Origin of the sequence: Achromobacter aloeverae, assembly GCF_004121055.1 — a bacterium.
Lineage (GTDB): Bacteria > Pseudomonadota > Gammaproteobacteria > Burkholderiales > Burkholderiaceae_B > Bordetella_C > Bordetella_C aloeverae.
This window is the reverse complement of the sequence record NZ_PYAL01000004.1, coordinates 330,491-349,086: the sequence shown is the minus strand read 5'-3', so window position 1 is coordinate 349,086 and position 18,596 is coordinate 330,491. Positions and strand designations below refer to the sequence as shown.

Sequence of the window (18,596 nt, the reverse complement as noted above, 5' to 3'; positions counted from 1 at the left end):
ATCGAACGTAAAAAAGAGCCCGTCACCACTGGACGGGCTTCAAATGAATCGATCAAACGACAGGGCGTTCCTGTCTGGCTTTTTGCCGCATGGTCCGCTTGTAGAGAGAAGTGAGAAGAAGGTAGGGCCCATACCGAAGTCCCTCCCCCTTGCCCTTTCCCCAATACAACTGTCCAACTCGGGTTTGGTGGACGCCAATCTCCCTGCTGATCGCGGTTTGCGACAGGCCGGAGTCCAAAAGGGCGATGATCATCTGGCGGGGGGTTTTCGCGTTCATGCGCCCATTCTAAGAGGCAGATCATTATTCGGTCAAGAGCCATATCATGACAGTATGTGCAAGGATTGCCGGATGGACACCAAAGGCAACCGTCTCAAGAAAATTCGCTTAGAGAAAGGGCTCTCTCAAGAGGCCCTTGCTCGGAAGGTAGGCTGCCATCAGACCCTCATCGGGCAGATGGAGAAGGACAAAAACGAGGGTTCTCGTTATCTCGTCAAGATTGCCAATGTCCTAGGGGTAAGTGCAGAGTGGCTCGAATCCGGTAGGGGAGAAATGATGGCAGAATGGCCGTTCCCAGGAGTCAGTCCATCTGACTATGCTTGTCTTTCGCAAGACGACAAGGATGATCTGCTGGCGCTCCTGATCTCGAAAATCCAGCGGCGCGGGAAAAAAATCAAGGCCGCCTAAGCTTTCATTAGTGCAAACAATTCCTCTTAATACCCTGGAGGTAACAAAAATTGAGCATAGAAAGTGAAAGAGACGAGGGGCAGAGCCAACCCCCAAATTTTGGACAACATGTCACACGTCTTATCGCGTGGCTAAGTGCGATCGTGGCGTTTGCTCTACTCATTGGCTACATGGCGACTCACACAGGCGTTGGTCTATGATCTAACGCCCCACGAAGAACGTATTTTTTTGAGCTCGGGTGGCCCCCGGGCTCTTTTTTTTGCCCAAGCCATGATTTAGCTCTTGACAGAGGGTAAGAGATAGCTAATCATATGTCTCATAACTAACGCCTCACCCCTAACCGAGGCAGGGAGAACTAGATGTCGATCCTCAAACGCTTGTTCGCCCGCTACGTGGTGGTAGCGCAATTCGACGGCAAGACGAAGCAGCACTACGCGCGGGATTGGGATGAGGCGCTGGACTGGGCACGCTACTACAGCCATGCCTATAGCTGCGCGATCTACGAACGATGCCTTGGCATCACCGCTCTGTCGCCCTCGGCTGTGCGCTGGGGCGTTTGAAGCCCTATGGCCGACTTTCTTACCTACTTGTTGATCTTCGCTGTTGGCGGCGTCTATGGCGCTCTGTACGGACGCATGAAGGCTCAAGAAATTGAAGATCAGCTGCGCGTCAAGGCGGCCGAAGAGCGTGCGCGAGCGGATCTGTACGAAAAGCTGTACGACAACCAACCCACTTGATACCCGCATAGGCGGGGATATGGAGAAGAAGAAATGGAATACCGCGAATACCGCACGAAAGACAAGTCGGAATGGGGCGATGGCCCATGGCAGCAAGAGCCGGACAAGATTCAATTCACGGACGAGGCAACCGGCCTTCCCTGCTTGATCGTACGCGGCCCTTCTGGTGCGCTTTGCGGCTACGTCGGTATTGCCAAAGGCCATCAAGACTTTGAAAAGCATTATGACGCTGTGCCGGTCGAATGCCACTGGGGCCTGACCTTCTCCGACTTTTGCGCCGAGACGGGCGACGAATCTAAGCATATCTGCCATCGGCCTGAACCGGGCGAGCCCGATCACGTCTGGTGGCTCGGATTTGACTGTGCACATAGCGGCGATCACTGCCCCAAGTATGACCGCGATTTGCAAACCCTCGGCACCTACCGGACCGTTGCGTATGTGAAGCGCCAAATCGCAAGTATTGCCTCGCAGCTTGCTGAGCGCGCCTAACCCCCAAACGAAGCAGAGATACGGAGAAGAAGAAATGGCCCTTGTTTTAAATCTCCCAGTTGAGATTGTTGACATTGTCAATGCCATTGCTGATAGCGATGAGCCTAATGCTGCCATTGATTTGATAACAGGCATTGACAACGCAGTCGCTGACTATGACTTCACCCTGGCCGTTGCGCGCCGACTAGTAGCTCTGTTGGTCAAGTGCTGCGAAGAAGACGGTGAAGAATTCGACGTTACGACGCTGATTGGCTGACTGTCATGCCCCTCCTGGACCAGCTATCCGCGCTCGGAATCGGCGTATTGCTTAGTTGGTTCGTGAGTACGCCAATCGAGTGCATCTACGCATACATGACCTGCAATAAGGAGCGGAGGAAATCATGACCAATGCCCATTACAGCGACATTCTTGGAATGGGAAGCAGCGAGATAGCGACGTGGTTTCACATCCGCAAGTTGCTCAAGGTTCTAGTGGTCTTGAGGGGCGTGAGCGGATGGCAAGCTGGCGCCCTTTGCGACGCTGTGACTGATGACTTCGGCAACCTTGTGAAGGTGGCGTGATGGATCCGAAAGCAATCAACGACGGCGGACCTGCGTTCCCGTGTGACCCCTTCGTGGCAAGCAAACCCGGCAACGAAACCGTTGCGAAGCGATTGGCCGAAGGCATGACCCTGCGCGACTACTTCGCGGCCAAAGCCATGCAAGCCCTGATCATGATGGGTGCGACTGTCACCAAACACACGCCTGAAGGTGAATTGACGATTCCAGGCCGCGTGGGCGTCCCTCCGCTGGCCTATGAATATGCCGACGCCATGCTGGCAGCCAGGGAGGCGTAATGGACTGCCCGTTCTGCAAGTGTGATCCGTATGAGTACGTCGACGTCGGAGTTGGCTTCGTTCCTGTTGCTGTGACGTGCTGCGATCTCGGGATAGACCTGATTCAGTACGGCGGCAAGAAAGCGCGCCAAACGCTTGCCAACATGCGCAGCTACTCGCCACGGAAGAAAGCCCGGGCCATGAAGGTGTTGCGCGAATACGGGATTAAGCCGGAACGCCGGACAAGGTGGCAGTAATGGACCCGATCACCGTCACCTTTGCCCCTCTGTCGAACCAATGGATCGACTTCGAGGTAGACGCAGAGATAGACCTGTACTGCGCGGAGCGGACCGTCACGCCCGATCCGGAGAGCAAGGTCCGGCTGTACGTCGAGCGTGCGGTGATGCGGGTGAATGGGGCGGAAGTACCGCACTGCCTGAGCCAGGGGCAGCTTGAACAAATCCTCGCCGACCATCTGCAAGAGCAGGAAGAGTTGGCGGAAGAAAACCGAAAGATCAATCAAAGGTGGGCGGCATGACGAATAAATACACACCCGGTCCTTGGCGCGTAATCAATGGTGGGGCGCATTGGAATAACCCAGACATTCCTAACTATCGGATTCATGCACCAAACAGCGAGCGTGCATATGACATTGCATATTCTGGGATTGGTGAATTAGTTGCCGAGCATGTCTATGAACTAGAAGATGCCCGACTAATTTCAGCTGCTCCTGAATTGCTTGAGGCCCTAATTGCCATGGAAAGAGAAAAATCAGATTACATGAAGCAAAACAGCCTAGGAGATCCGGCGCTGGAGACTACCAATATACGGGCCCGCGTAGCCATCGCCAAAGCCACCGGAGAAAACAATGGATGATCTGCGGCGGCACGGTTGGAAGGTAGTCCTGATCCTAATCCTATTCGGCCTAGCAGGACGATGGGATGCAGAAGACAGCGAACGAATCCAAGCCCAGCACCAATGGGCGAGAGTGGCGCAGAAATGAAGCCCGAAGATTTCTACACGCCTGGCGTCCCGGACGTGTACCTAAGAGGACGACGGGGCGAAGAGATAGCAGTCATCAAAAAGCCCGAATCGCACGAATTACAGGAGATTCAATATGAGCGTCGCCGTTATGGTTTTGGGGCCGTCAGGAAGCGGGAAGAGCTACAGCCTCCTCAACCTGGATCCCAATCAAATCACGCTGATCCAGCCGATCAAGAAACCCCTTCCGTTCAAGTCGACTGATTGGAAATTGCGTACGCAGGAAGACAAGACCGGCTGTCGATTCCAGAGCGATGACCCGGTTCTGATCGAGAAGGCGATGCGCAAGACCGACCGGGACATCATCATCATCGATGACTATCAAGCCGTCCTGACAAACGAGTTGATGCGCCGCAGTACCGAAACAGGCTTCCAGAAATTCGCAGATATCGGGCGTGGCGCTTGGGACATTTTCCAGGCTGCTGGGGACTTGGCCGAACACAAGCGCGTGTACATCATGGCTCATACCCAGACGGACGATTTCGGGAACATCCGCATGCGCACCGTGGGAAAGATGGTTGACGAGAAAGTAGTCCCCGAAGGCTATTTCACCATCGTCCTACGTGCCGAACTGATTAACGGCAAGCACGTCTTTGCGACCCAGACAAATGGGCAGGACTGCTGCAAATCCCCTCCTGGCATGTTTGACGGCATGCACATCCCCAATGACCTCGCAGCCGTCGATGCTGCTATCTGCGAGTTTTACGGACTTACCCAACCTGCCTGAGATTGAGAGAGAACATGCGCAATTACCAATACGACGAAGATTCCGCCAAGCAAGCCGGCGTTAGCAGCTTCATTGACGCCACCGGGAAATACATCGGCAAGTTCGTGATGGCCGAAGCCATCACTAGCAAGAAAGGAACGGAAGGCATCGAATTCAGCTTTGAATCCGATGATGGACGCACCGCGAATTTCCTCCAGTGCTGGACCTACAACGCCGATGGCGAACCCCTCTATGGGCTCAAGATGCTGAACGCCATCCTTTGCTGCGCTCGCCTCAAGACGATGACGCCGAAGGAGCAGATGGTGCAGGGTAAGGATGGGCAGCGCAAGGCGACCGTCTTCCCCGGCATCATTGACCGCCGCATTGGGTTGCTGCTCCAACGCGAGGAATATCAGAAGGACAACGGGGACGTTGGCTACAAATTCAACATCTACGCCCCCTTCCATGCAGACACCGAGTTGATGGCATCGGAGCTGATCGAAGGCAAGACGGAGCCCCAGGCCCTGGCGAAAGCACTGGCTGGTCTGGCAGACAAGCCGATGCAGACCCGCAAGCGCACCAGCCAACCGGCCCGTCAGAGCGAGAACCCTGCCGATGACGTTTGGGGCGAATAAGGAGCCAACATGAGCAATATCACCCTCTACGAAATCGCGCGCGAGTACCGCGCGGACCTCGAAAAGCTGGCCGAGCTGGATCTGGACGAACAGGCATTCGCCGACACCCTGGAGAGCCTGGGGGGTGAGTTGCAGGTTAAGGCGCAGAACACCATCGCGTTCACCCAGCACCTGGAAGCCGTCTGCGCCAGTATTAAGGAGGCTGAACAGAAAATGGCAAACCGCCGCCGCGTCATCGAAAAGAAGGTGGAGCGGATCAAGAACTACGTTCTCCAGGTCATGCAGGCGAACGACATACAGCGCATCGAGTGCCCTCATTTTGTCCTGTCCATTGCCAAGAATCCGCCCTCCGTGCTGATCGAGGACGAGCGCCAAATCCCGCAGGACTATTTCACCAGCCCCCCGCCTCCTCCTCCCCACGTTGACAAAGCGCTGATCAAGAAGGCGATTCAGGATGGCTTCGAGGTCCCCGGTGCCAAGTTGCAGCAGGGCGTACGGCTGAAGATTGCATAAGGAATCGACAACGTGACCACCCAATCCCCCAAAGCAGCCCTCAAGCCGTGCCCGTTCTGCGGCGGCGAGCCGGTCATCGACGCGTGCGACCGGCTGATAGCCATCAAGTGCGAAACGTGCCGGTATTCGCGGGCGTTCTCCGGACTCTTGCAGACCAAGGAAAGCAGCGTGCGCATCTCGGATCAGGAGTTCTATCACAAGGACGCGCACGAGCAGGCTATCGCCTCCTGGAACACCCGTGCCCAGCCGCAGCAGGAAGGCGAGCCGGTCCTGGCTGCGGCAATGGCTCTCCTCGTCGCCGGCGGCTTTGTAGCCCAGGCGAAGGTAGACGAAGCCATCCAGATCGCTCTGAACACCCCGGGTATGGCCCAGCAGCAGGACGCCAAGGACGCGGGATGGCAGTCGATAGCCAGCGCGCCGAAGGATGGCAGCTACTTGCTCCTGCGCGGCAAAGGGGATCACCGAATCGCTGATGGGTATTGGCTCCAAGCGGCCTACAACGGCGTCGGCGCGTGGGTATGGCCGTATGTGCATAGCGAGCCGATGATGTGGATGCCTATCCCCGCCATGAGCGCCGCGCCCTCGATGAACGGAGGGGAAGGTGGCTGACACCGTGGCCGTCCTGTTCGCCCGCGGCGATAGCGTCTACAAGGCTCTGCCCGGTTGCGACGTGTGGGATATCGAGCGCGACGCCCTGCGCTGGGCCGGCGGTGCGCCTGTGGTTGCGCATCCGCCTTGCCGTGCGTGGGGTCGGCTGTCTCACATGGCAAAGCCACGGCCCGGTGAAAAGGATCTGGCGCGCTGGGCAGTATCGCAGCTCAGGATATGGGGTGGCGTTCTTGAACACCCTAACGGGTCGAAGCTATGGGCCGATCAGAACCTACCCATGCCAGGCGCGCCGGCCGATCAGTATGGGGGGTGGACATTGGGCATATCTCAGCATTGGTGGGGACACCGTGCCGAGAAGAAAACCTTGCTCTACATCATTGGCTGCCGCCCCTGCGATATCCCCGATCTACCTTCTATTTCCCTGGGGTCCGGCACACATGTAATTGCCCAAGACACTCGGAAAGGAAACGGCGGCCGTCGATTGAAAAAAGGCGATTTAGGATGGCGCCCCTTCGTAACGCATGCTGAGCGTGAACGCACCCCTCCCGAGCTGGCTGCTTGGCTTGTCGAACTCGCGCGTCGTTGCGCGCCATCACAGAGGAATTCCGCATGACCAACCGCACCGCACCCGCAGACCTGCCGCCACCATTTAATGAACACCCGCTTCACGGCTGGAAAGAATCTTTGCCGGCGAATATTGCCGCGTATTTTCGTTGGCTGCATGACGAGGCTCCGACATTGAGCCTAGCCACGCACAAGCAAATTCTGCTGGAAATGGAAACCTATTTTCGTGCCGACGAGCGGCGCAAGACGCTGGAGGAAGCGGCCGCCGTCGCGTCGTGTGTCGGCCGCCCGGTCGGAGCAGGAGATGGCGACACCTACGTGCCCGGCACGTCGGCGGACGCGGCCCGCGCCATCCGCGCCCTGATCGACCGCAAGGAGCCGACAACATGACGCGCCGATTCATAGACCCCACCGCCGAAGAACGCTGCGAGTGGACCATCAAGCTCCGGGACGGAAGTGAAGCGCAATGCGGGCGCCGCCATGTCGACGGTCAGCTTTGCACCCAACACAAGAGGATGGCGGAACGTTTCATCTGCGCCTATTGCGGCGGCAACGACGAACTGCCTCCCAGCCACTGCATGGATTGCTCGCGCCCCGACAAGGCCTGACATGAAAGACCTCGCCACGCTCGCCATCCTGGCCGCTTCCCTGTGGCTACCCGACCCGCTGCGGGAGGCCCAGGCCGCCTGGGAGCGCGCCCACCACTGCCAGGTCACCGGCCATACCGATCCTGGCGTCTACCAAACCTATCCCCGCCGCGCTGTCATGAAGTGCGACGGCGGGGTTTATGTGAGACCTACGGAATGAACGAGAAAACTGTGCTGACGCTGGCGCGTCTGGACCAGATCATCAGCGAGCATTTCAGGAGCGGTGCCAATGTTACGGACCTCCGGGACTTTGGCCGTGCCATCGAGCGTGCCGTCGTCACCCGCATCCAGCCCGCCGCTGGAGAGGCCGGGGCACCCCCAACCATGGCCGAAATCAATGATGCGATGCGCGAGGTGGGCTGGCAAAACTCCGCGATGCGCCAGGCCGACCTCGAAAAGGTGACGAAGGTAGTTCATAAGTTCGCCACCCCATCCCGAGCAACTGGCGACGGCGAGGCTGATCCCACGGACCCGGGGTACGACGTAGACGTATTGCGAGAGCATATTCGCCATTTGGAACGGCGCGTTCGGCAACTATCTACTGGCGAGGCCGGGGCGGTGCCGGTGGTGTGCTACCCAGGAGCGCCGGACTGGCTCAACAGCGCTCATGAAGAGGTCATCTTTCTCGCGGGCTGGAATGCCTACAGAGATGCACTTCGAACCGCCCCTCCGGCGCAGCCTGAGAAGCAAGACTGCCCGCACGCCGCACCGCATCGCTACTGCGCCGAGTGCCCCGTATCGCCGTGCCCTATCGGCCTGGGAGCCAAGAAATGATCGATCCCAACCACGATATCGTCCCCACGCTGCGCATGTTCAATGGCGTCATGACAGGCATAGCGGCTGATGAAATCGAACGCCTACGTGCGCGCGTCAAGGAACTGGAGGCCGCACCCATTCAGCAAGCCGGGGTGGATGCGTGCGGTCGCTGCGACGGATCAGGTGAATCGATGGTGCTGATCGGCGTCGGACCTGACGCCCATGACGCGTTACGTCCTTGCCCTGACTGCAAAGGAACCGGTGACGCCACACCGGCTGCGCAGGGCGATGAGCGGGCAATCCTGGATGATCTGTCCAAGTGGGCGCACACGAAGGAATGCGCGACCGATGGCGCTATCTCCGTCTTTTGGGGTGAGATTCATCCCTTCGTGGCCCGCGCCCGCGCCGCCCTGGCCCGGCAGCAGGGCGGGGGCGATGCGGAGTTGAACGACAAAGCGCTCATTATCGCCAAGGAAATAGCGTTGCTGTGGGGGCGAGATCGCTCACAATTCGTGTCGCGCATCCAGGTCCCGGTAATCGAGGCGATGTTGTGGGCCCGGGAACATGGCACAGGCGATTCGGATGCGGAAAGGCTGCGCGCCATGGCCTGCGAATGGGATCGCGCACGCCGTGGTGTCGATTCCCGTATGCCGATCTGGGATGCGCTGTGCGAGGCGATAGGCGATAACGCTGACGGCAACGGCATGCGCGCCGCCATCGACACCGCCCGCGCCCAGCGTGCCGAGGGGGAGCAGTCATGAGCCAAATAGACGATGCAGTGAAGCGATTACCGGTTGGCTTCCATCCGCACCTGCTGGTGAATTTCATCAACGGCAATGTCAGCACCACCCGGAAAGGAACAGTAAAGCTGACGATCGAGATTCCGATTGAACCGCTTGGCTCACCTTTCACGGACCTTCGCGCGGTCACTGACCCGCAGGAAAACAAGTTGGTTCCGCTGCTGATCTTTGTCGAGCCGGATGTAGTGCTTGGCGCCCAGCGTGTCGCTGCACAGGAGAAAGAATGATGGACGACGACATCAAGAAGGCCGAAAAGCGTGGCTACGCGCGTGGCTACGCCGCAGGCAAGCAGTTCCGCTTGCGTGGCATGCAGGCGGAAAGGACTCTCCGGGAAGAACAAGCATTTTGGGACCGCGCCTATCTGGTACTTCTGCCTTTCGCGTTTGAACAGCAGGGTTGGAAATTCGGCGATCAAGCCATCACCAAGCCACAGGATCGCACTAAGTTAGCTGCCGAATGGGCGACAACCGCGCTTCAAACCAGGCGCCTCAGGAGACCATGATGGGCGACGATAAGCAACTACTGGAGGCTGCCCTAGAGATTGGCTATATCCCATGGAGCGGCCAGCCGACGCCGGAAGCCGTTGATGACGCCATCGACGCCGCCATTAACTCGCAGCGCAAGGAAGGGGATGAAAAATGAGTTGGCCTGAAGCATTTCTTGGCGCGGTCATTGCCATATGTGTAGCAGCCTTTTTTATAGTGGCGGTCTGGAAAGAATGACCGCAGCAATACGAAGACTGATTGATACCACTGCACGACACTGGGGATTGAAATGACCCATCCTGTTCAAGCAGCTGAAGCCGCTCGCATGCTGGGCGTTTCCAGCCGCCATGTTTATGATCTGGCTGCGCCCAAGGGGCCGATTCCCTGCTACCGCATCGGGAAGCGCATCACCTTCGAAGTGGCCGACCTTCTGGAATACAAGCAAAAATGCCGATCCATCGAGATTCAAAACGCGGTCAGTTCGTCTTTGAATTCGACCGTACGATTGAAAGCCAGCGAGTCAGAGCTCGAAAGCGTCTTCCGAAAACTTGGACTAGAACCGAGGCGGATGCCTTCGACAGGAAGGAGTCAGCGCGCCTCTACGCCATCGCGGCCGGCGTTGCGCGTGATCGAGCAACCGTAGAGAAGGCGGTTGAATACTACCTGACCGACAAGAAGCACCTGAAGACCTACAAGGAGGCGGCGCGTAATTTTGCCGCCCTCTACCCCTATTACAAGGGTAAGTTCGTTGATCAGTTGCCAGAGATAGCCGCAGCGATCACCGCCGATGAGTCCGGCGAGAAGGCCCCGGCCAGCATCAAATACGAAATATCGCTGCTTCGCGCCGCCTGCCGCTGGGCATGGAAGAAGCACAACCACGGCGAGCATGATCCTGGCGCCCGGGTATTGGTGCCCCAGGTCCGGAACGAGCGCCACGTCTATATGACCTTCGCCCAACTACTAGGCCAGCTTCGGCACTGCCGCAATAAGGGTGCGCGCAAGGCGATGGTGGCCGGTTTCTTCACGGGGATGCGTTTGTCCGAGCTGCTGCGCGCCAAGATCGAGGGGGAGAGCCTAGTCGTCTACGACACCAAGAATGGCGACGCCATCAAGCGGGTCCCCATCCACCCTACCCTTAAGCGGTATATCGACCGGCACGGATGGCCCATCGAAGCCGCCAAGTCAACCATCCAGAAATGGTCCCGTGAGAGCCGCACAAAGGTGGGGCTCGACCATGTCCGTTTCCATGACATTCGACACAGTACGGCCAGCGAGTTGATCAACAACGAAGTGGACCTGTACACTGTTGGCGCGATTCTAGGGCACAAGGATCCAAGGAGCACGAAACGCTATGCCCACCTGAACCAAGCCAGCCTGACAAAGGCGGTGGCGAAGATGGGGAAAAAGCGGGCGTGAATGGTGGGGGAAATTTTGACGGAGCGGGCGCATTTCTGGCCTTCCGCGCGGTGGCCGCGACGAAATTTCCCTAGGTAGACGCATGATGCGAGTATCGCATATGCGACTCGAAATCAGGCGTACGGTATCCCCGTACCGTGGGTTCGAATCCCACCCTCTCCGCCAGATTCATGAAAAGCCCTCGATGCGTATCGAGGGCTTTTTTGCATTCTCGCTGAGATGCGCAGGCATAACCGGGCGGACTCGATCATGACATACCACGGCCCAGGCACGCGCCGAGTGGGTCCAGCTCCAGATGCAACCTTGTTCAAGTCCATGGGCTTTCGATGGGATCGCGCCCGCGTGCCCGAAGATGGCCCGGCACACGAGATCCGCCGCACCACTTTTCGCCTGCACAAGATGCTGGCCGAGTACGTATGGGACGCCAGCGTACTGGAGGGCAACCCCTTTACCTTTCCGCAGGTCCAGACTGTCCTCAGTGGCATCACCGTGGGCGGCCATAAACTTTCGGATCAAGACCAGGTGCGCAATTTGGCTGCATGCACCAGGGAGTTGCTACGCCGCGTCAAGAACGGCACGTTCGCCATGGACAAGCGGACCTGCAATGATCTTCATGCCAAGGTCGCGAAGGAAGAGGCGGCGGAATGGGGGCATCTTCGTGGAGAAGGGGCCGAACAACACTACACCCCGCACGTCGGCCTCGGGGCAGCCGGCTCTTGTAAACCTAGCGAAACACAGCCCGGCGCCGCGAATCTGAACGCCATCTTCGCGAATGGCATCAATGAACTATCGAAAGTGGCGAACCCGTTCGAGCGCGGCATGGCGTTCTTCTTGTTCGGCGCGCTCCAGCAATTCTTCTTCGATGGCAACAAGCGCACATCCCGCATGATGATGAACGGCATCTTCATGAGCCACGGCATAGACGCCATCAGCGTCCCGGCAGGCCGCGCCGAAGAGTTCAACGAAAAAATGGTGCGGTTCTATGTTGACCGCGATGCGACCGAAATGATGCACTTTCTGGTCTCTTGCCATCCCGATTCGTCCGCGCTCGCTGCGTATTAAATAAGCAGCGCAAGGCACAGCGCTGCGTGCGGATGCGACGTCGTTGACGTTTTCGCCCGCCCTCCCCCCAGGCAGCAGGTCATTTAGGGGCGATCAGAGGTGCGCTTCCCCTAGTTACCAAGGGCGACACCTTATCCCCCGCCCCAAGCGAACGCTGCATCAACACCGTATCTACCCACTGCCCCAGCTTGAAACCGACAGAGCGCAGCGTTCCGATATGCTCGAAGCCCAGCTTCTGATGAAGCGCAATGGAGCCGGCATTCCCGCTGTTGCCGACGACAGCGAGCATCTGACGCCATGGGCCGGCCTCGCATCGTGCGATCAGCCCGCTAAGCAGCGCCGTGCCGATGCCGCTGCCGCGCAGCCCTTCCGCGACATAGACCGAATTCTCGACTGTGTGACGGTACGCCGGCCGAGGCCGGTAAGCCGTCGCATAAGAATAGCCAACGATGCGTCCACCGCTTTCCGCCACCAAATAGGGCAGACCGGCATGTACCACAGCCTCCCGGCGCGACACCATTTCCTCGGTTGACGGAGGCACTTCCTCGAAGGTCGCCAAGCCATTCAGCACATAGTGCCGATAGATCGCCTGGACCGCCGCCATGTCGGCTTCGTTCGCATCACGGACAATCACAACATCACTCATCATCAATCCACGCTCCTACAAGATCTCATGGCGCAACCACGCAAACCGCGATGGCCCCATGATGAAGCGCCATGATGTATAAGTAAATATTTGGTAATTTATAAGAAGCATAAGGAATTGTTTGATGAAAGGCCTGAACCTCGCCTATCTGCAATCCTTCGTTGCCGTGGTCGAGCACGGCAGTTTCTCGGCGGCAGCGGAGCGTTTGCAATTGACGCAGCCCGCCGTCAGCCTCCAGGTTCGCCAGCTGGAGAGAACCCTGGGCGCCCCGCTGGTCGAACGCATCGGACGCAAGGCGCAGCCGACGGCCGCCGGCATGGAGTTGCTGAATCACGTCGGCCAGATCCAGGACGCCGTTGCCAGCGCCGTGGCGGCGGTCCGCAGCCGTACGAAGGGTGTTGCCGGCCGCGTCCGCATCGGCACCGGCGCGACGGCGTGCATCTTCCTGCTCCCTCCCATCCTGAAGGGGCTGCGGAAAAAATACCCCGCCCTTGAGATCACGGTCGTCACCGGCAATACGGCCGAGATCGCCAAGGCGCTGGATGAAAACACGATCGATATCGCGCTCGTGACCATGCCCTTATCTGGCCGCATGTTCGACATCACACCCGTCCTGGATGACGAGTTCGTACTGATTGCGCCGGCCGACATGCCGCTACCCGCCCGGATCACCCCCGCGGTGCTGTCGGACAAGCCCGTCATCCTCTACGAACCCAGCGGCAATACGAGACGCATCTCGGACAATTGGTTTCTGCGAGACGGCATCACGCTCAAGCCCGTAATGTCCTTGGGCAGCGTCGAGGCAATCAAGGAATTGGTCCGCGTTGGGCTCGGTTGCGCCATCCTTCCCCGCATGGCGGTTCGCGATCAGGAAGCCCGGCGCGATTTGACCATCCGGTCGCTCACGCCCAAGCTGCACCGCAAGCTTGCCGTCGTGATCCGTCGCGACAAGCGCCTGGAGGCAGGCCTCGGACACACGCTGGCCGCACTCAAGGCGATCGGTTCACAAAGCTAGGCGACGGCGAAAAATCACCGATCCCGGATCAACGTCATCGAAAACCGATACCGATCCGCCGGGTGGTACGACTCGGACGTCTCGATCACGCTGCCCGCCAAGTCCTTGTACTGCCGCAGGATCAACAACCCCGGCGACTGCCCCGGCACGCCCAGCTCCTTCGCCACCGCATCGGGAATGGCACAGCCAGAGATGACCTGCTCCACGGACGCGATGCGTCGTCCGTAGCGCTCCTCGATCAAATCCGACACCAGGCGGTCGGGATGCTGCTGCGCCAGCTTGCGTATGCCCTTGTAGTGCGCGTCCACGTACAGGTCCGTCCACACCATGGGAGGACGGCCTTCCTCCCCGCGCGTCGAACTCAGGCATAGCCAGCGCGTCCCGGGGCGCACGCCCATCCGCCCGGCCTGCTCCACATCCATCACCACCTCGCGCGCATGCTTCAACGTCCGTGGCGTGCGCGCGGCCAGCTGGACGAGGTCCTCCAGCGACGACAGCGACTGGCTGAAACCCGCCTTCTGCCGTTCGGCCGTCACGATGGTGCCTATGCCGCGCCGCCTCGCGATCAAACCCAGGTCCTGCAATTGCCGCAGCGCCGCGCGCACCGTCTGGCGGCTGGCGTCGAACTCCTCCGCCAGCGCATTCTCGCCCGGCATGGGATCGCCGACAGGGTAAGTGCCATCGGCAACCCGGCGGGCCAACTCTTCAGCAATTCTCGAATACAGCGTGATGGACATGTCTTGGGCAGGAGCAAGCGCAGCCGCCATTCTATCCGCAGCCCCCGGGTCCATTCCGCCTTGTTGACGCGCCGTCGGATTTCCGGTTTAAATGTACGAACATTTAAATTAGAACGTACAACCTAAGGCAGACGAGGCACCAGCGACGCGGCGGCCAGGCCGGCCAAAAGGCGACGGTCCCCGCGCAGCAGGCCCAGTTCGTAACCAGGAAGGCACCATGCCCATTTCCGTACTCGAATCGACGATATTCAAAGACATGTTCGGCACGCCCGCGATGCGGGCCGTTTTCGACGACGATGCCACCGTGCGGCGCTACGTCGAGGTCGAAGTGGCCTTGGCGCGCGTGCAGGGACGGCTGGGCGTAATCCCCGCCGAAGCCGCCGAGGCCATCTGCGAGCGCGCGCCCCGCGCCCGCCTGGACATGGAGCGCCTGAAGATCGAGACCGAGATCGTGGGCTACCCCATCCTGCCGCTGGTCCATCAGTTATCCCATCTGTGCGGCGCCGAGGGCGAATACCTGCACTGGGGCGCCACCACGCAAGACATCATGGACACCGCCACCGTGCTGCAAATGCGCGACGCGCTCGCGCTGGTCGAGTCCGACCTCGACCAGCTCGACGGCATCCTGGACAGGCTGGCGCAGCAGTATCGCGACGCGCCCATGGCCGGCCGCACCCACTTGCAGCATGCGCTGCCCATCACGTTCGGCTACAAGGCGGCGGTCTGGCTGCTGATGATCCGCCGCCACCGCGAACGTCTCGCCCAGTTGCGCCCACGCGCGCTGGTGGGCCAGTTCGGCGGCGCGGCGGGCACGCTGGCCTCGTTGGGCGAGCAAGGGCTGGCGGTGCAGGGTGCGCTGATGAAAGAGCTGGGGCTGGGCTGCGCGCCGGTCACCTGGCACGTCGCGCGCGACGGCCTGGCCGAAACGGTGCAATTCCTGGCGCTGGTCACGGGGTCGCTGGGCAAGATCGCGCTGGACATCATGCTGATGATGACCAACGAACTCGGCGAGGCCTTCGAGCCCTACGTCAAGGGCCGGGGTGCTTCCAGCACCATGCCGCAAAAGCGCAACCCCATCTCCTGCGAACTGATGTGGAGCGCATCCAAGACGGTGCGCCAGCACGCCGGCCTGGCGCTCGACGCCATGCTGCAGGACTTCGAGCGGGCCACCGGCCCCTGGCATGTGGAGTGGTCCGCCATCCCCGAAGCCTTCGTGCTGACCGCCGGCTCGTTGCGCCAAGCCTGCTTCATGCTGGGCGGCCTGGAAGTCGATACCCGCCGCATGGCCGCCAATCTCGATATTTCCGGCGGACTGATCGTGGCCGAAGCCGTGATGATGGGCCTGGCGCCTCATATCGGTCGCCAGACCGCGCACGACGTGGTCTACGACGCCTGCCGCGAAGCCTATACCTCGCGCCGACGGCTGGCCGACGTGTTGCGCGAGCAGCCCGCCGTCGCCGCGCGGCTGGACCCGTCCGCCATCGACCAGCTATGCGACCCCGCCAATTACCTCGGCGCCGCGCCCCGGATGGTGGACCGCATGCGTGGCACGGCCTGAGCGCCACGGTAAGCACCACCTTCAACACCCCAAAACATTCGACAACACCTACGGAGACACGCATGAAACACTGGATCGCGGCCCTGGCCGCCGTAGCCGGGCTGGCCTTGCACGGCACAAGCCAAGCCCAGAACTATCCCGACCACGCCATCACCTGGATCGTGCCCTTCGCGCCCGGCGGCCCGACCGACGCGATGGCGCGCAACATCGCCCTTCGCGTGGCGCAGGAACTGAAGCAAAGCATCGTGATCGAGAATGTCGCCGGCGCAGGCGGCACCATCGGCTCGGGCCGGGCGGCCCGCGCGGCGCCGGACGGCTATACCTTTCTGGTCGGCCACATCGGCTACATGGCGGCCGGCCCGTCGCTGTACAAGCACCTGTCCTACGACCCCGTAAAGGACTTCAAGGCGGTATTCCGCTTCCCCGACACGCCGCTGGTGCTCCTGGTCGGGGAAAAATCCCCGTACAAGACCGTGTCCGACCTGATCGCCGACGCCAAGGCCCGTCCCGGCGCGATCAACTTCGGCAATGCCGGCGTGGGGTCGACATCGCACCTGGTGGCCGCGCTGTTCGCCAGCCAGGCCGGCATCCAGATCACGCCCATTGCCTACAAGGGCGCCGGCCCCGCGCTCAACGACCTGATGGGCGGCCAGGTGAACGCCATGTTCGACCAGACCAATACCGCCCTGCCGCAGACGCGCGGCGGCAAGGTGCGCGCGCTGGGACTGACTTCGAACACAACGATGGCCCAGTTTCCCGGCGTCCCCACCGTGGCGGAAAAGGCCATCCCCGGCTTCCAGGTCTCGACCTGGTACGGCCTGTACGCGCCCAAGGGTACGCCCGACGCCGTGGTCAGCACGATGTACGACGCCTACCGTCGCGCCTTGCAGGACCAGGCCTTCACCAGCCAGATGACCGGACAAGGCATCCAGCTCCTGACCGACGCCGAATACGCGCCCGCCGCCTTCCAGGCGTTCACCGCGCAGGAAGTGCAGCGCTGGGCCGGCGTCATCAAGCAAGCCGGCATCACCCTGGAATAAGGTCTCGCCCGGATATGCGCGAAATCCTCGCCGAAGACATCGTCGACAGCATTGCCGATGCCTTGCAGTTCGTCAGCTACTACCACCCGGCGGACTTCGTCGAAGCGCTCAAGGCGGCCCATGCGGCGGAGACCGCGCCGGCCGCCCGCAATGCCCTGCTCCAGCTGCTGATCAACAGCCGCCTGAGCGCCCAGGCGCATCGCCCCATCTGCCAGGACACGGGCGTGGCGCATGTCTACGTCCGCCTGGGCATGGATGCGCGCGTGCGGGGCGGGGGCACGGGTCCCACCCCGACCTTGCAGACGCTGGCGAACGAAGCCGTGGCGCGGGCCTACACGCATGCCGCCAATCCCTTGCGGGCCTCGATGATCCGCGAACCGCTCGGTCGGCGCGCCAATACCGGCGACAACACGCCTGCCATCGTGCATATCGAGCTGGTCGAGGGGGACACCATGGCATTCACCGTAGTGGCCAAGGGCGGGGGCGGCGACGTCAAGGCGCGCTACGCCATGCTCAATCCCAGCGATTCGGTCGCCGATTGGGTGGTCGCGCAGCTGCCAGGCATGGGGGCCGGCTGGTGTCCGCCGGGCGTGCTGGGCGTGGGCGTGGGCGGGACGCCCGAACAGGTCATGGCGCTGGCCAAACGTGCGCTGTTCCAGCCCATCGACATCCAGGCGCTACGCGCGCAGGGGCCGCGGGACGAGGCGCAGCGCTTGCGCCTGGAAATCCACGAGAGGGTCAATGCGCTGGGCATAGGCGCCCAGGGCCTGGGCGGCGACACCACCGTGCTCGATGTGAAAATCGCGCAAGCGCCCTCGCACGCCGCCTTGCTGCCCGTCGCCCTGGTGCCCAATTGCGCGGCCACGCGCTATGTATCCTTCACGCTGGATGGCGCGGGCCCGGCACGCTTCACGCCGCCACCGGCCGCGCTATGGGATGGCATACCCGACGCGCTGCCCGCGCAGTCCGGACTGCGGGTGGACCTCGACACCCTGACCCGCGACCAGGCGGCCACCTGGCGCGCGGGCCAGACACTGCTGCTCTCGGGCAAGCTGCTCACCGCGCGCGACGCCGCGCACAAGCGGCTGGCGGACCTGCTGGCGCAGGGCCGCCCCTTGCCGGTGTCCCTGCGCAACCGCGCCATTTACTACGTCGGGCCGGTGGATCCGGTCGCCGGCGAGGCCGTGGGTCCCGCGGGGCCGACCACCTCCACCCGCATGGACAAGTTCATGCCCGCCCTGCTGGAGCAGACCGGACTGCTGGTCACGGTGGGCAAGGCGGAACGCGGCCCGGTCGCCATCGACGCCATCAGGCGCGCCGGCGCGCCCTACCTGAGCGCGGTGGGTGGCGCGGCATACCTGGTATCCAAGGCCGTCAGGTCGGCCCGTGTCGTCGCCTTCGAGGATCTTGGCATGGAGGCCATTTACGAATTCGAGGTGATCGACATGCCGGTCACCGTGGCGGTGGACGCCCGTGGGCGGGCCATCCATGCGCTGCGGACAGCCCCGATGCCCTCGCGTCCCTAACGAGCATCCCTAACGCGCATCCCTGGCGATCACGGAGCCTGGCGGATCCGACGCCGGCCGTTGATGGCCGGCATCGGCGCGTCGTACTATCCCTTCCGCAATCAAGCACCGGGAC

Annotated in this window: 29 protein-coding genes and 1 pseudogene; 28 read left to right on the top strand and 2 right to left on the bottom strand. The window is 61.0% G+C overall.

What is annotated here, in order from left to right; genetic code table 11:
* Positions 1 to 349: 349 nt before the first annotated feature.
* The 24 genes and pseudogenes from C7R54_RS28880 to C7R54_RS15510 all read left to right on the top strand — a co-directional run bounded on the left by C7R54_RS28880 (position 350) and on the right by C7R54_RS15510 (position 11,959).
* A complete protein-coding gene (locus C7R54_RS28880) occupies positions 350 to 685 on the top strand; it encodes a helix-turn-helix domain-containing protein (protein ID WP_158021221.1) in 336 nt (111 codons plus the stop codon).
* Positions 686 to 1,044: 359 nt separating this feature from the next.
* Positions 1,045 to 1,245 (top strand): hypothetical protein, encoded by a 201-nt coding sequence (locus C7R54_RS15620; RefSeq protein WP_129151362.1) that lies wholly within the window; start codon positions 1,045 to 1,047, stop codon positions 1,243 to 1,245.
* A gap of 6 nt (positions 1,246 to 1,251) precedes the next feature.
* Positions 1,252 to 1,422 (top strand): hypothetical protein, encoded by a 171-nt coding sequence (locus tag C7R54_RS28875; RefSeq protein ID WP_158021220.1) that lies wholly within the window; start codon positions 1,252 to 1,254, stop codon positions 1,420 to 1,422.
* Between the two features lie 33 nt (positions 1,423 to 1,455).
* On the top strand, positions 1,456 to 1,911 hold the full coding sequence (locus tag C7R54_RS15615) for a hypothetical protein (RefSeq protein WP_129151361.1): 456 nt from the start codon (positions 1,456 to 1,458) through the stop codon (positions 1,909 to 1,911).
* A gap of 34 nt (positions 1,912 to 1,945) precedes the next feature.
* A complete protein-coding gene (locus C7R54_RS15610) occupies positions 1,946 to 2,167 on the top strand; it encodes a hypothetical protein (RefSeq protein ID WP_129151360.1) in 222 nt (73 codons plus the stop codon).
* 124 nt (positions 2,168 to 2,291) lie between these two features.
* Positions 2,292 to 2,471, top strand: coding sequence for a hypothetical protein (locus tag C7R54_RS15605; protein ID WP_129151359.1), 180 nt, complete (start codon positions 2,292 to 2,294; stop codon positions 2,469 to 2,471).
* On the top strand, positions 2,471 to 2,746 hold the full coding sequence (locus tag C7R54_RS15600; protein ID WP_129151358.1) for a hypothetical protein: 276 nt from the start codon (positions 2,471 to 2,473) through the stop codon (positions 2,744 to 2,746). The genes C7R54_RS15605 and C7R54_RS15600 overlap by 1 nt, the downstream gene beginning before the upstream one ends.
* 235 nt (positions 2,747 to 2,981) lie before the next feature.
* Positions 2,982 to 3,263, top strand: coding sequence for a hypothetical protein (locus C7R54_RS15590; RefSeq protein WP_129151356.1), 282 nt, complete (start codon positions 2,982 to 2,984; stop codon positions 3,261 to 3,263).
* The gene (locus C7R54_RS15585; protein ID WP_129151355.1) at positions 3,260 to 3,601 is read left to right on the top strand and encodes a hypothetical protein; all 342 of its coding nucleotides are present in this window, start codon (positions 3,260 to 3,262) and stop codon (positions 3,599 to 3,601) included. Before C7R54_RS15590 ends, C7R54_RS15585 begins: the two co-directional genes overlap by 4 nt.
* 241 nt (positions 3,602 to 3,842) lie before the next feature.
* A complete protein-coding gene (locus tag C7R54_RS15580) occupies positions 3,843 to 4,493 on the top strand; it encodes an ATP-binding protein (protein ID WP_129151354.1) in 651 nt (216 codons plus the stop codon).
* A 14-nt stretch (positions 4,494 to 4,507) separates the two neighbouring features.
* Complete coding sequence (locus tag C7R54_RS15575; RefSeq protein ID WP_129151353.1) at positions 4,508 to 5,107, top strand: hypothetical protein; 600 nt, start codon at positions 4,508 to 4,510, stop codon at positions 5,105 to 5,107.
* A 9-nt stretch (positions 5,108 to 5,116) separates the two neighbouring features.
* Entirely contained in the window at positions 5,117 to 5,620 is a 504-nt protein-coding gene (locus tag C7R54_RS15570) for a siphovirus Gp157 family protein (RefSeq protein WP_129151352.1), read from the top strand.
* Between the two features lie 12 nt (positions 5,621 to 5,632).
* Complete coding sequence (locus tag C7R54_RS15565) at positions 5,633 to 6,229, top strand: Lar family restriction alleviation protein (protein WP_158021219.1); 597 nt, start codon at positions 5,633 to 5,635, stop codon at positions 6,227 to 6,229.
* A 609-nt stretch (positions 6,230 to 6,838) separates the two neighbouring features.
* Complete coding sequence (locus C7R54_RS15555) at positions 6,839 to 7,183, top strand: hypothetical protein (protein ID WP_129151350.1); 345 nt, start codon at positions 6,839 to 6,841, stop codon at positions 7,181 to 7,183.
* Complete coding sequence (locus C7R54_RS15550; RefSeq protein WP_129151349.1) at positions 7,180 to 7,401, top strand: hypothetical protein; 222 nt, start codon at positions 7,180 to 7,182, stop codon at positions 7,399 to 7,401. The genes C7R54_RS15555 and C7R54_RS15550 overlap by 4 nt, the downstream gene beginning before the upstream one ends.
* Before the next feature lies 1 nt (position 7,402).
* Positions 7,403 to 7,600, top strand: coding sequence for a hypothetical protein (locus C7R54_RS15545; RefSeq protein WP_129151348.1), 198 nt, complete (start codon positions 7,403 to 7,405; stop codon positions 7,598 to 7,600).
* Entirely contained in the window at positions 7,597 to 8,214 is a 618-nt protein-coding gene (locus C7R54_RS15540; protein WP_129151347.1) for a hypothetical protein, read from the top strand. The genes C7R54_RS15545 and C7R54_RS15540 overlap by 4 nt, the downstream gene beginning before the upstream one ends.
* Complete coding sequence (locus C7R54_RS15535; protein ID WP_129151346.1) at positions 8,211 to 8,957, top strand: zinc finger-like domain-containing protein; 747 nt, start codon at positions 8,211 to 8,213, stop codon at positions 8,955 to 8,957. Before C7R54_RS15540 ends, C7R54_RS15535 begins: the two co-directional genes overlap by 4 nt.
* Complete coding sequence (locus C7R54_RS15530; RefSeq protein WP_129151345.1) at positions 8,954 to 9,223, top strand: hypothetical protein; 270 nt, start codon at positions 8,954 to 8,956, stop codon at positions 9,221 to 9,223. Before C7R54_RS15535 ends, C7R54_RS15530 begins: the two co-directional genes overlap by 4 nt.
* Positions 9,220 to 9,498, top strand: coding sequence for a hypothetical protein (locus C7R54_RS15525; RefSeq protein ID WP_129151344.1), 279 nt, complete (start codon positions 9,220 to 9,222; stop codon positions 9,496 to 9,498). Before C7R54_RS15530 ends, C7R54_RS15525 begins: the two co-directional genes overlap by 4 nt.
* Entirely contained in the window at positions 9,495 to 9,638 is a 144-nt protein-coding gene (locus C7R54_RS28870; RefSeq protein ID WP_158021218.1) for a hypothetical protein, read from the top strand. Before C7R54_RS15525 ends, C7R54_RS28870 begins: the two co-directional genes overlap by 4 nt.
* A gap of 132 nt (positions 9,639 to 9,770) precedes the next feature.
* Positions 9,771 to 9,875, top strand: a pseudogene (locus C7R54_RS29505) (hypothetical protein); the annotation flags it as partial.
* Between the two features lie 53 nt (positions 9,876 to 9,928).
* Positions 9,929 to 10,897, top strand: coding sequence for a tyrosine-type recombinase/integrase (locus tag C7R54_RS15515; RefSeq protein ID WP_129151342.1), 969 nt, complete (start codon positions 9,929 to 9,931; stop codon positions 10,895 to 10,897).
* Between the two features lie 303 nt (positions 10,898 to 11,200).
* Positions 11,201 to 11,959: a Fic family protein gene (locus C7R54_RS15510; RefSeq protein ID WP_240039541.1), complete on the top strand. Its 759-nt coding sequence runs from the start codon at positions 11,201 to 11,203 to the stop codon at positions 11,957 to 11,959.
* Between the two features lie 79 nt (positions 11,960 to 12,038).
* Here C7R54_RS15510 and C7R54_RS15505 read toward each other — a convergent pair whose 3' ends face one another.
* The gene (locus C7R54_RS15505) at positions 12,039 to 12,608 is read right to left on the bottom strand and encodes a GNAT family N-acetyltransferase (RefSeq protein ID WP_129151340.1); all 570 of its coding nucleotides are present in this window, start codon (positions 12,606 to 12,608) and stop codon (positions 12,039 to 12,041) included.
* Positions 12,609 to 12,729: 121 nt separating this feature from the next.
* Between C7R54_RS15505 and C7R54_RS15500 the strand changes: the two genes are divergently transcribed.
* Entirely contained in the window at positions 12,730 to 13,620 is an 891-nt protein-coding gene (locus C7R54_RS15500) for a LysR family transcriptional regulator (protein WP_129151339.1), read from the top strand.
* A gap of 14 nt (positions 13,621 to 13,634) precedes the next feature.
* Here the strand turns inward: C7R54_RS15500 and C7R54_RS15495 are convergent, their stop codons facing one another.
* On the bottom strand, positions 13,635 to 14,357 hold the full coding sequence (locus C7R54_RS15495) for a GntR family transcriptional regulator (RefSeq protein ID WP_129151338.1): 723 nt from the start codon (positions 14,355 to 14,357) through the stop codon (positions 13,635 to 13,637).
* A 217-nt stretch (positions 14,358 to 14,574) separates the two neighbouring features.
* Between C7R54_RS15495 and C7R54_RS15490 the strand changes: the two genes are divergently transcribed.
* The 3 genes from C7R54_RS15490 to C7R54_RS15480 all read left to right on the top strand — a co-directional run bounded on the left by C7R54_RS15490 (position 14,575) and on the right by C7R54_RS15480 (position 18,481).
* A complete protein-coding gene (locus C7R54_RS15490; protein WP_129151337.1) occupies positions 14,575 to 15,915 on the top strand; it encodes a class-II fumarase/aspartase family protein in 1,341 nt (446 codons plus the stop codon).
* Positions 15,916 to 15,977: 62 nt separating this feature from the next.
* The gene (locus tag C7R54_RS15485) at positions 15,978 to 16,955 is read left to right on the top strand and encodes a Bug family tripartite tricarboxylate transporter substrate binding protein (protein ID WP_129151336.1); all 978 of its coding nucleotides are present in this window, start codon (positions 15,978 to 15,980) and stop codon (positions 16,953 to 16,955) included.
* 14 nt (positions 16,956 to 16,969) lie between these two features.
* The gene (locus tag C7R54_RS15480; RefSeq protein WP_129151335.1) at positions 16,970 to 18,481 is read left to right on the top strand and encodes a fumarate hydratase; all 1,512 of its coding nucleotides are present in this window, start codon (positions 16,970 to 16,972) and stop codon (positions 18,479 to 18,481) included.
* The last annotated feature ends 115 nt before the right edge of the window (positions 18,482 to 18,596 follow it).

What these genes read in the sequence shown, in the direction of transcription:
- C7R54_RS28880 (WP_158021221.1), top strand. Translation starts at nt 350, where the DNA reads ATGGACACCAAAGGCAACCGTCTCAAGAAAATTCGCTTAGAGAAAGGG.
- C7R54_RS15620 (WP_129151362.1), top strand. Translation starts at nt 1,045, where the DNA reads ATGTCGATCCTCAAACGCTTGTTCGCCCGCTACGTGGTGGTAGCGCAA.
- C7R54_RS28875 (WP_158021220.1), top strand. Translation starts at nt 1,252, where the DNA reads ATGGCCGACTTTCTTACCTACTTGTTGATCTTCGCTGTTGGCGGCGTC.
- C7R54_RS15615 (WP_129151361.1), top strand. Translation starts at nt 1,456, where the DNA reads ATGGAATACCGCGAATACCGCACGAAAGACAAGTCGGAATGGGGCGAT.
- C7R54_RS15610 (WP_129151360.1), top strand. Translation starts at nt 1,946, where the DNA reads ATGGCCCTTGTTTTAAATCTCCCAGTTGAGATTGTTGACATTGTCAAT.
- C7R54_RS15605 (WP_129151359.1), top strand. Translation starts at nt 2,292, where the DNA reads ATGACCAATGCCCATTACAGCGACATTCTTGGAATGGGAAGCAGCGAG.
- C7R54_RS15600 (WP_129151358.1), top strand. Translation starts at nt 2,471, where the DNA reads ATGGATCCGAAAGCAATCAACGACGGCGGACCTGCGTTCCCGTGTGAC.
- C7R54_RS15590 (WP_129151356.1), top strand. Translation starts at nt 2,982, where the DNA reads ATGGACCCGATCACCGTCACCTTTGCCCCTCTGTCGAACCAATGGATC.
- C7R54_RS15585 (WP_129151355.1), top strand. Translation starts at nt 3,260, where the DNA reads ATGACGAATAAATACACACCCGGTCCTTGGCGCGTAATCAATGGTGGG.
- C7R54_RS15580 (WP_129151354.1), top strand. Translation starts at nt 3,843, where the DNA reads ATGAGCGTCGCCGTTATGGTTTTGGGGCCGTCAGGAAGCGGGAAGAGC.
- C7R54_RS15575 (WP_129151353.1), top strand. Translation starts at nt 4,508, where the DNA reads ATGCGCAATTACCAATACGACGAAGATTCCGCCAAGCAAGCCGGCGTT.
- C7R54_RS15570 (WP_129151352.1), top strand. Translation starts at nt 5,117, where the DNA reads ATGAGCAATATCACCCTCTACGAAATCGCGCGCGAGTACCGCGCGGAC.
- C7R54_RS15555 (WP_129151350.1), top strand. Translation starts at nt 6,839, where the DNA reads ATGACCAACCGCACCGCACCCGCAGACCTGCCGCCACCATTTAATGAA.
- C7R54_RS15550 (WP_129151349.1), top strand. Translation starts at nt 7,180, where the DNA reads ATGACGCGCCGATTCATAGACCCCACCGCCGAAGAACGCTGCGAGTGG.
- C7R54_RS15545 (WP_129151348.1), top strand. Translation starts at nt 7,403, where the DNA reads ATGAAAGACCTCGCCACGCTCGCCATCCTGGCCGCTTCCCTGTGGCTA.
- C7R54_RS15540 (WP_129151347.1), top strand. Translation starts at nt 7,597, where the DNA reads ATGAACGAGAAAACTGTGCTGACGCTGGCGCGTCTGGACCAGATCATC.
- C7R54_RS15535 (WP_129151346.1), top strand. Translation starts at nt 8,211, where the DNA reads ATGATCGATCCCAACCACGATATCGTCCCCACGCTGCGCATGTTCAAT.
- C7R54_RS15530 (WP_129151345.1), top strand. Translation starts at nt 8,954, where the DNA reads ATGAGCCAAATAGACGATGCAGTGAAGCGATTACCGGTTGGCTTCCAT.
- C7R54_RS15525 (WP_129151344.1), top strand. Translation starts at nt 9,220, where the DNA reads ATGATGGACGACGACATCAAGAAGGCCGAAAAGCGTGGCTACGCGCGT.
- C7R54_RS28870 (WP_158021218.1), top strand. Translation starts at nt 9,495, where the DNA reads ATGATGGGCGACGATAAGCAACTACTGGAGGCTGCCCTAGAGATTGGC.
- C7R54_RS15515 (WP_129151342.1), top strand. Translation starts at nt 9,929, where the DNA reads ATGCCGATCCATCGAGATTCAAAACGCGGTCAGTTCGTCTTTGAATTC.
- C7R54_RS15505 (WP_129151340.1), bottom strand. Translation starts at nt 12,608, where the DNA reads ATGATGAGTGATGTTGTGATTGTCCGTGATGCGAACGAAGCCGACATG.
- C7R54_RS15500 (WP_129151339.1), top strand. Translation starts at nt 12,730, where the DNA reads ATGAAAGGCCTGAACCTCGCCTATCTGCAATCCTTCGTTGCCGTGGTC.
- C7R54_RS15495 (WP_129151338.1), bottom strand. Translation starts at nt 14,357, where the DNA reads ATGTCCATCACGCTGTATTCGAGAATTGCTGAAGAGTTGGCCCGCCGG.
- C7R54_RS15490 (WP_129151337.1), top strand. Translation starts at nt 14,575, where the DNA reads ATGCCCATTTCCGTACTCGAATCGACGATATTCAAAGACATGTTCGGC.
- C7R54_RS15485 (WP_129151336.1), top strand. Translation starts at nt 15,978, where the DNA reads ATGAAACACTGGATCGCGGCCCTGGCCGCCGTAGCCGGGCTGGCCTTG.
- C7R54_RS15480 (WP_129151335.1), top strand. Translation starts at nt 16,970, where the DNA reads ATGCGCGAAATCCTCGCCGAAGACATCGTCGACAGCATTGCCGATGCC.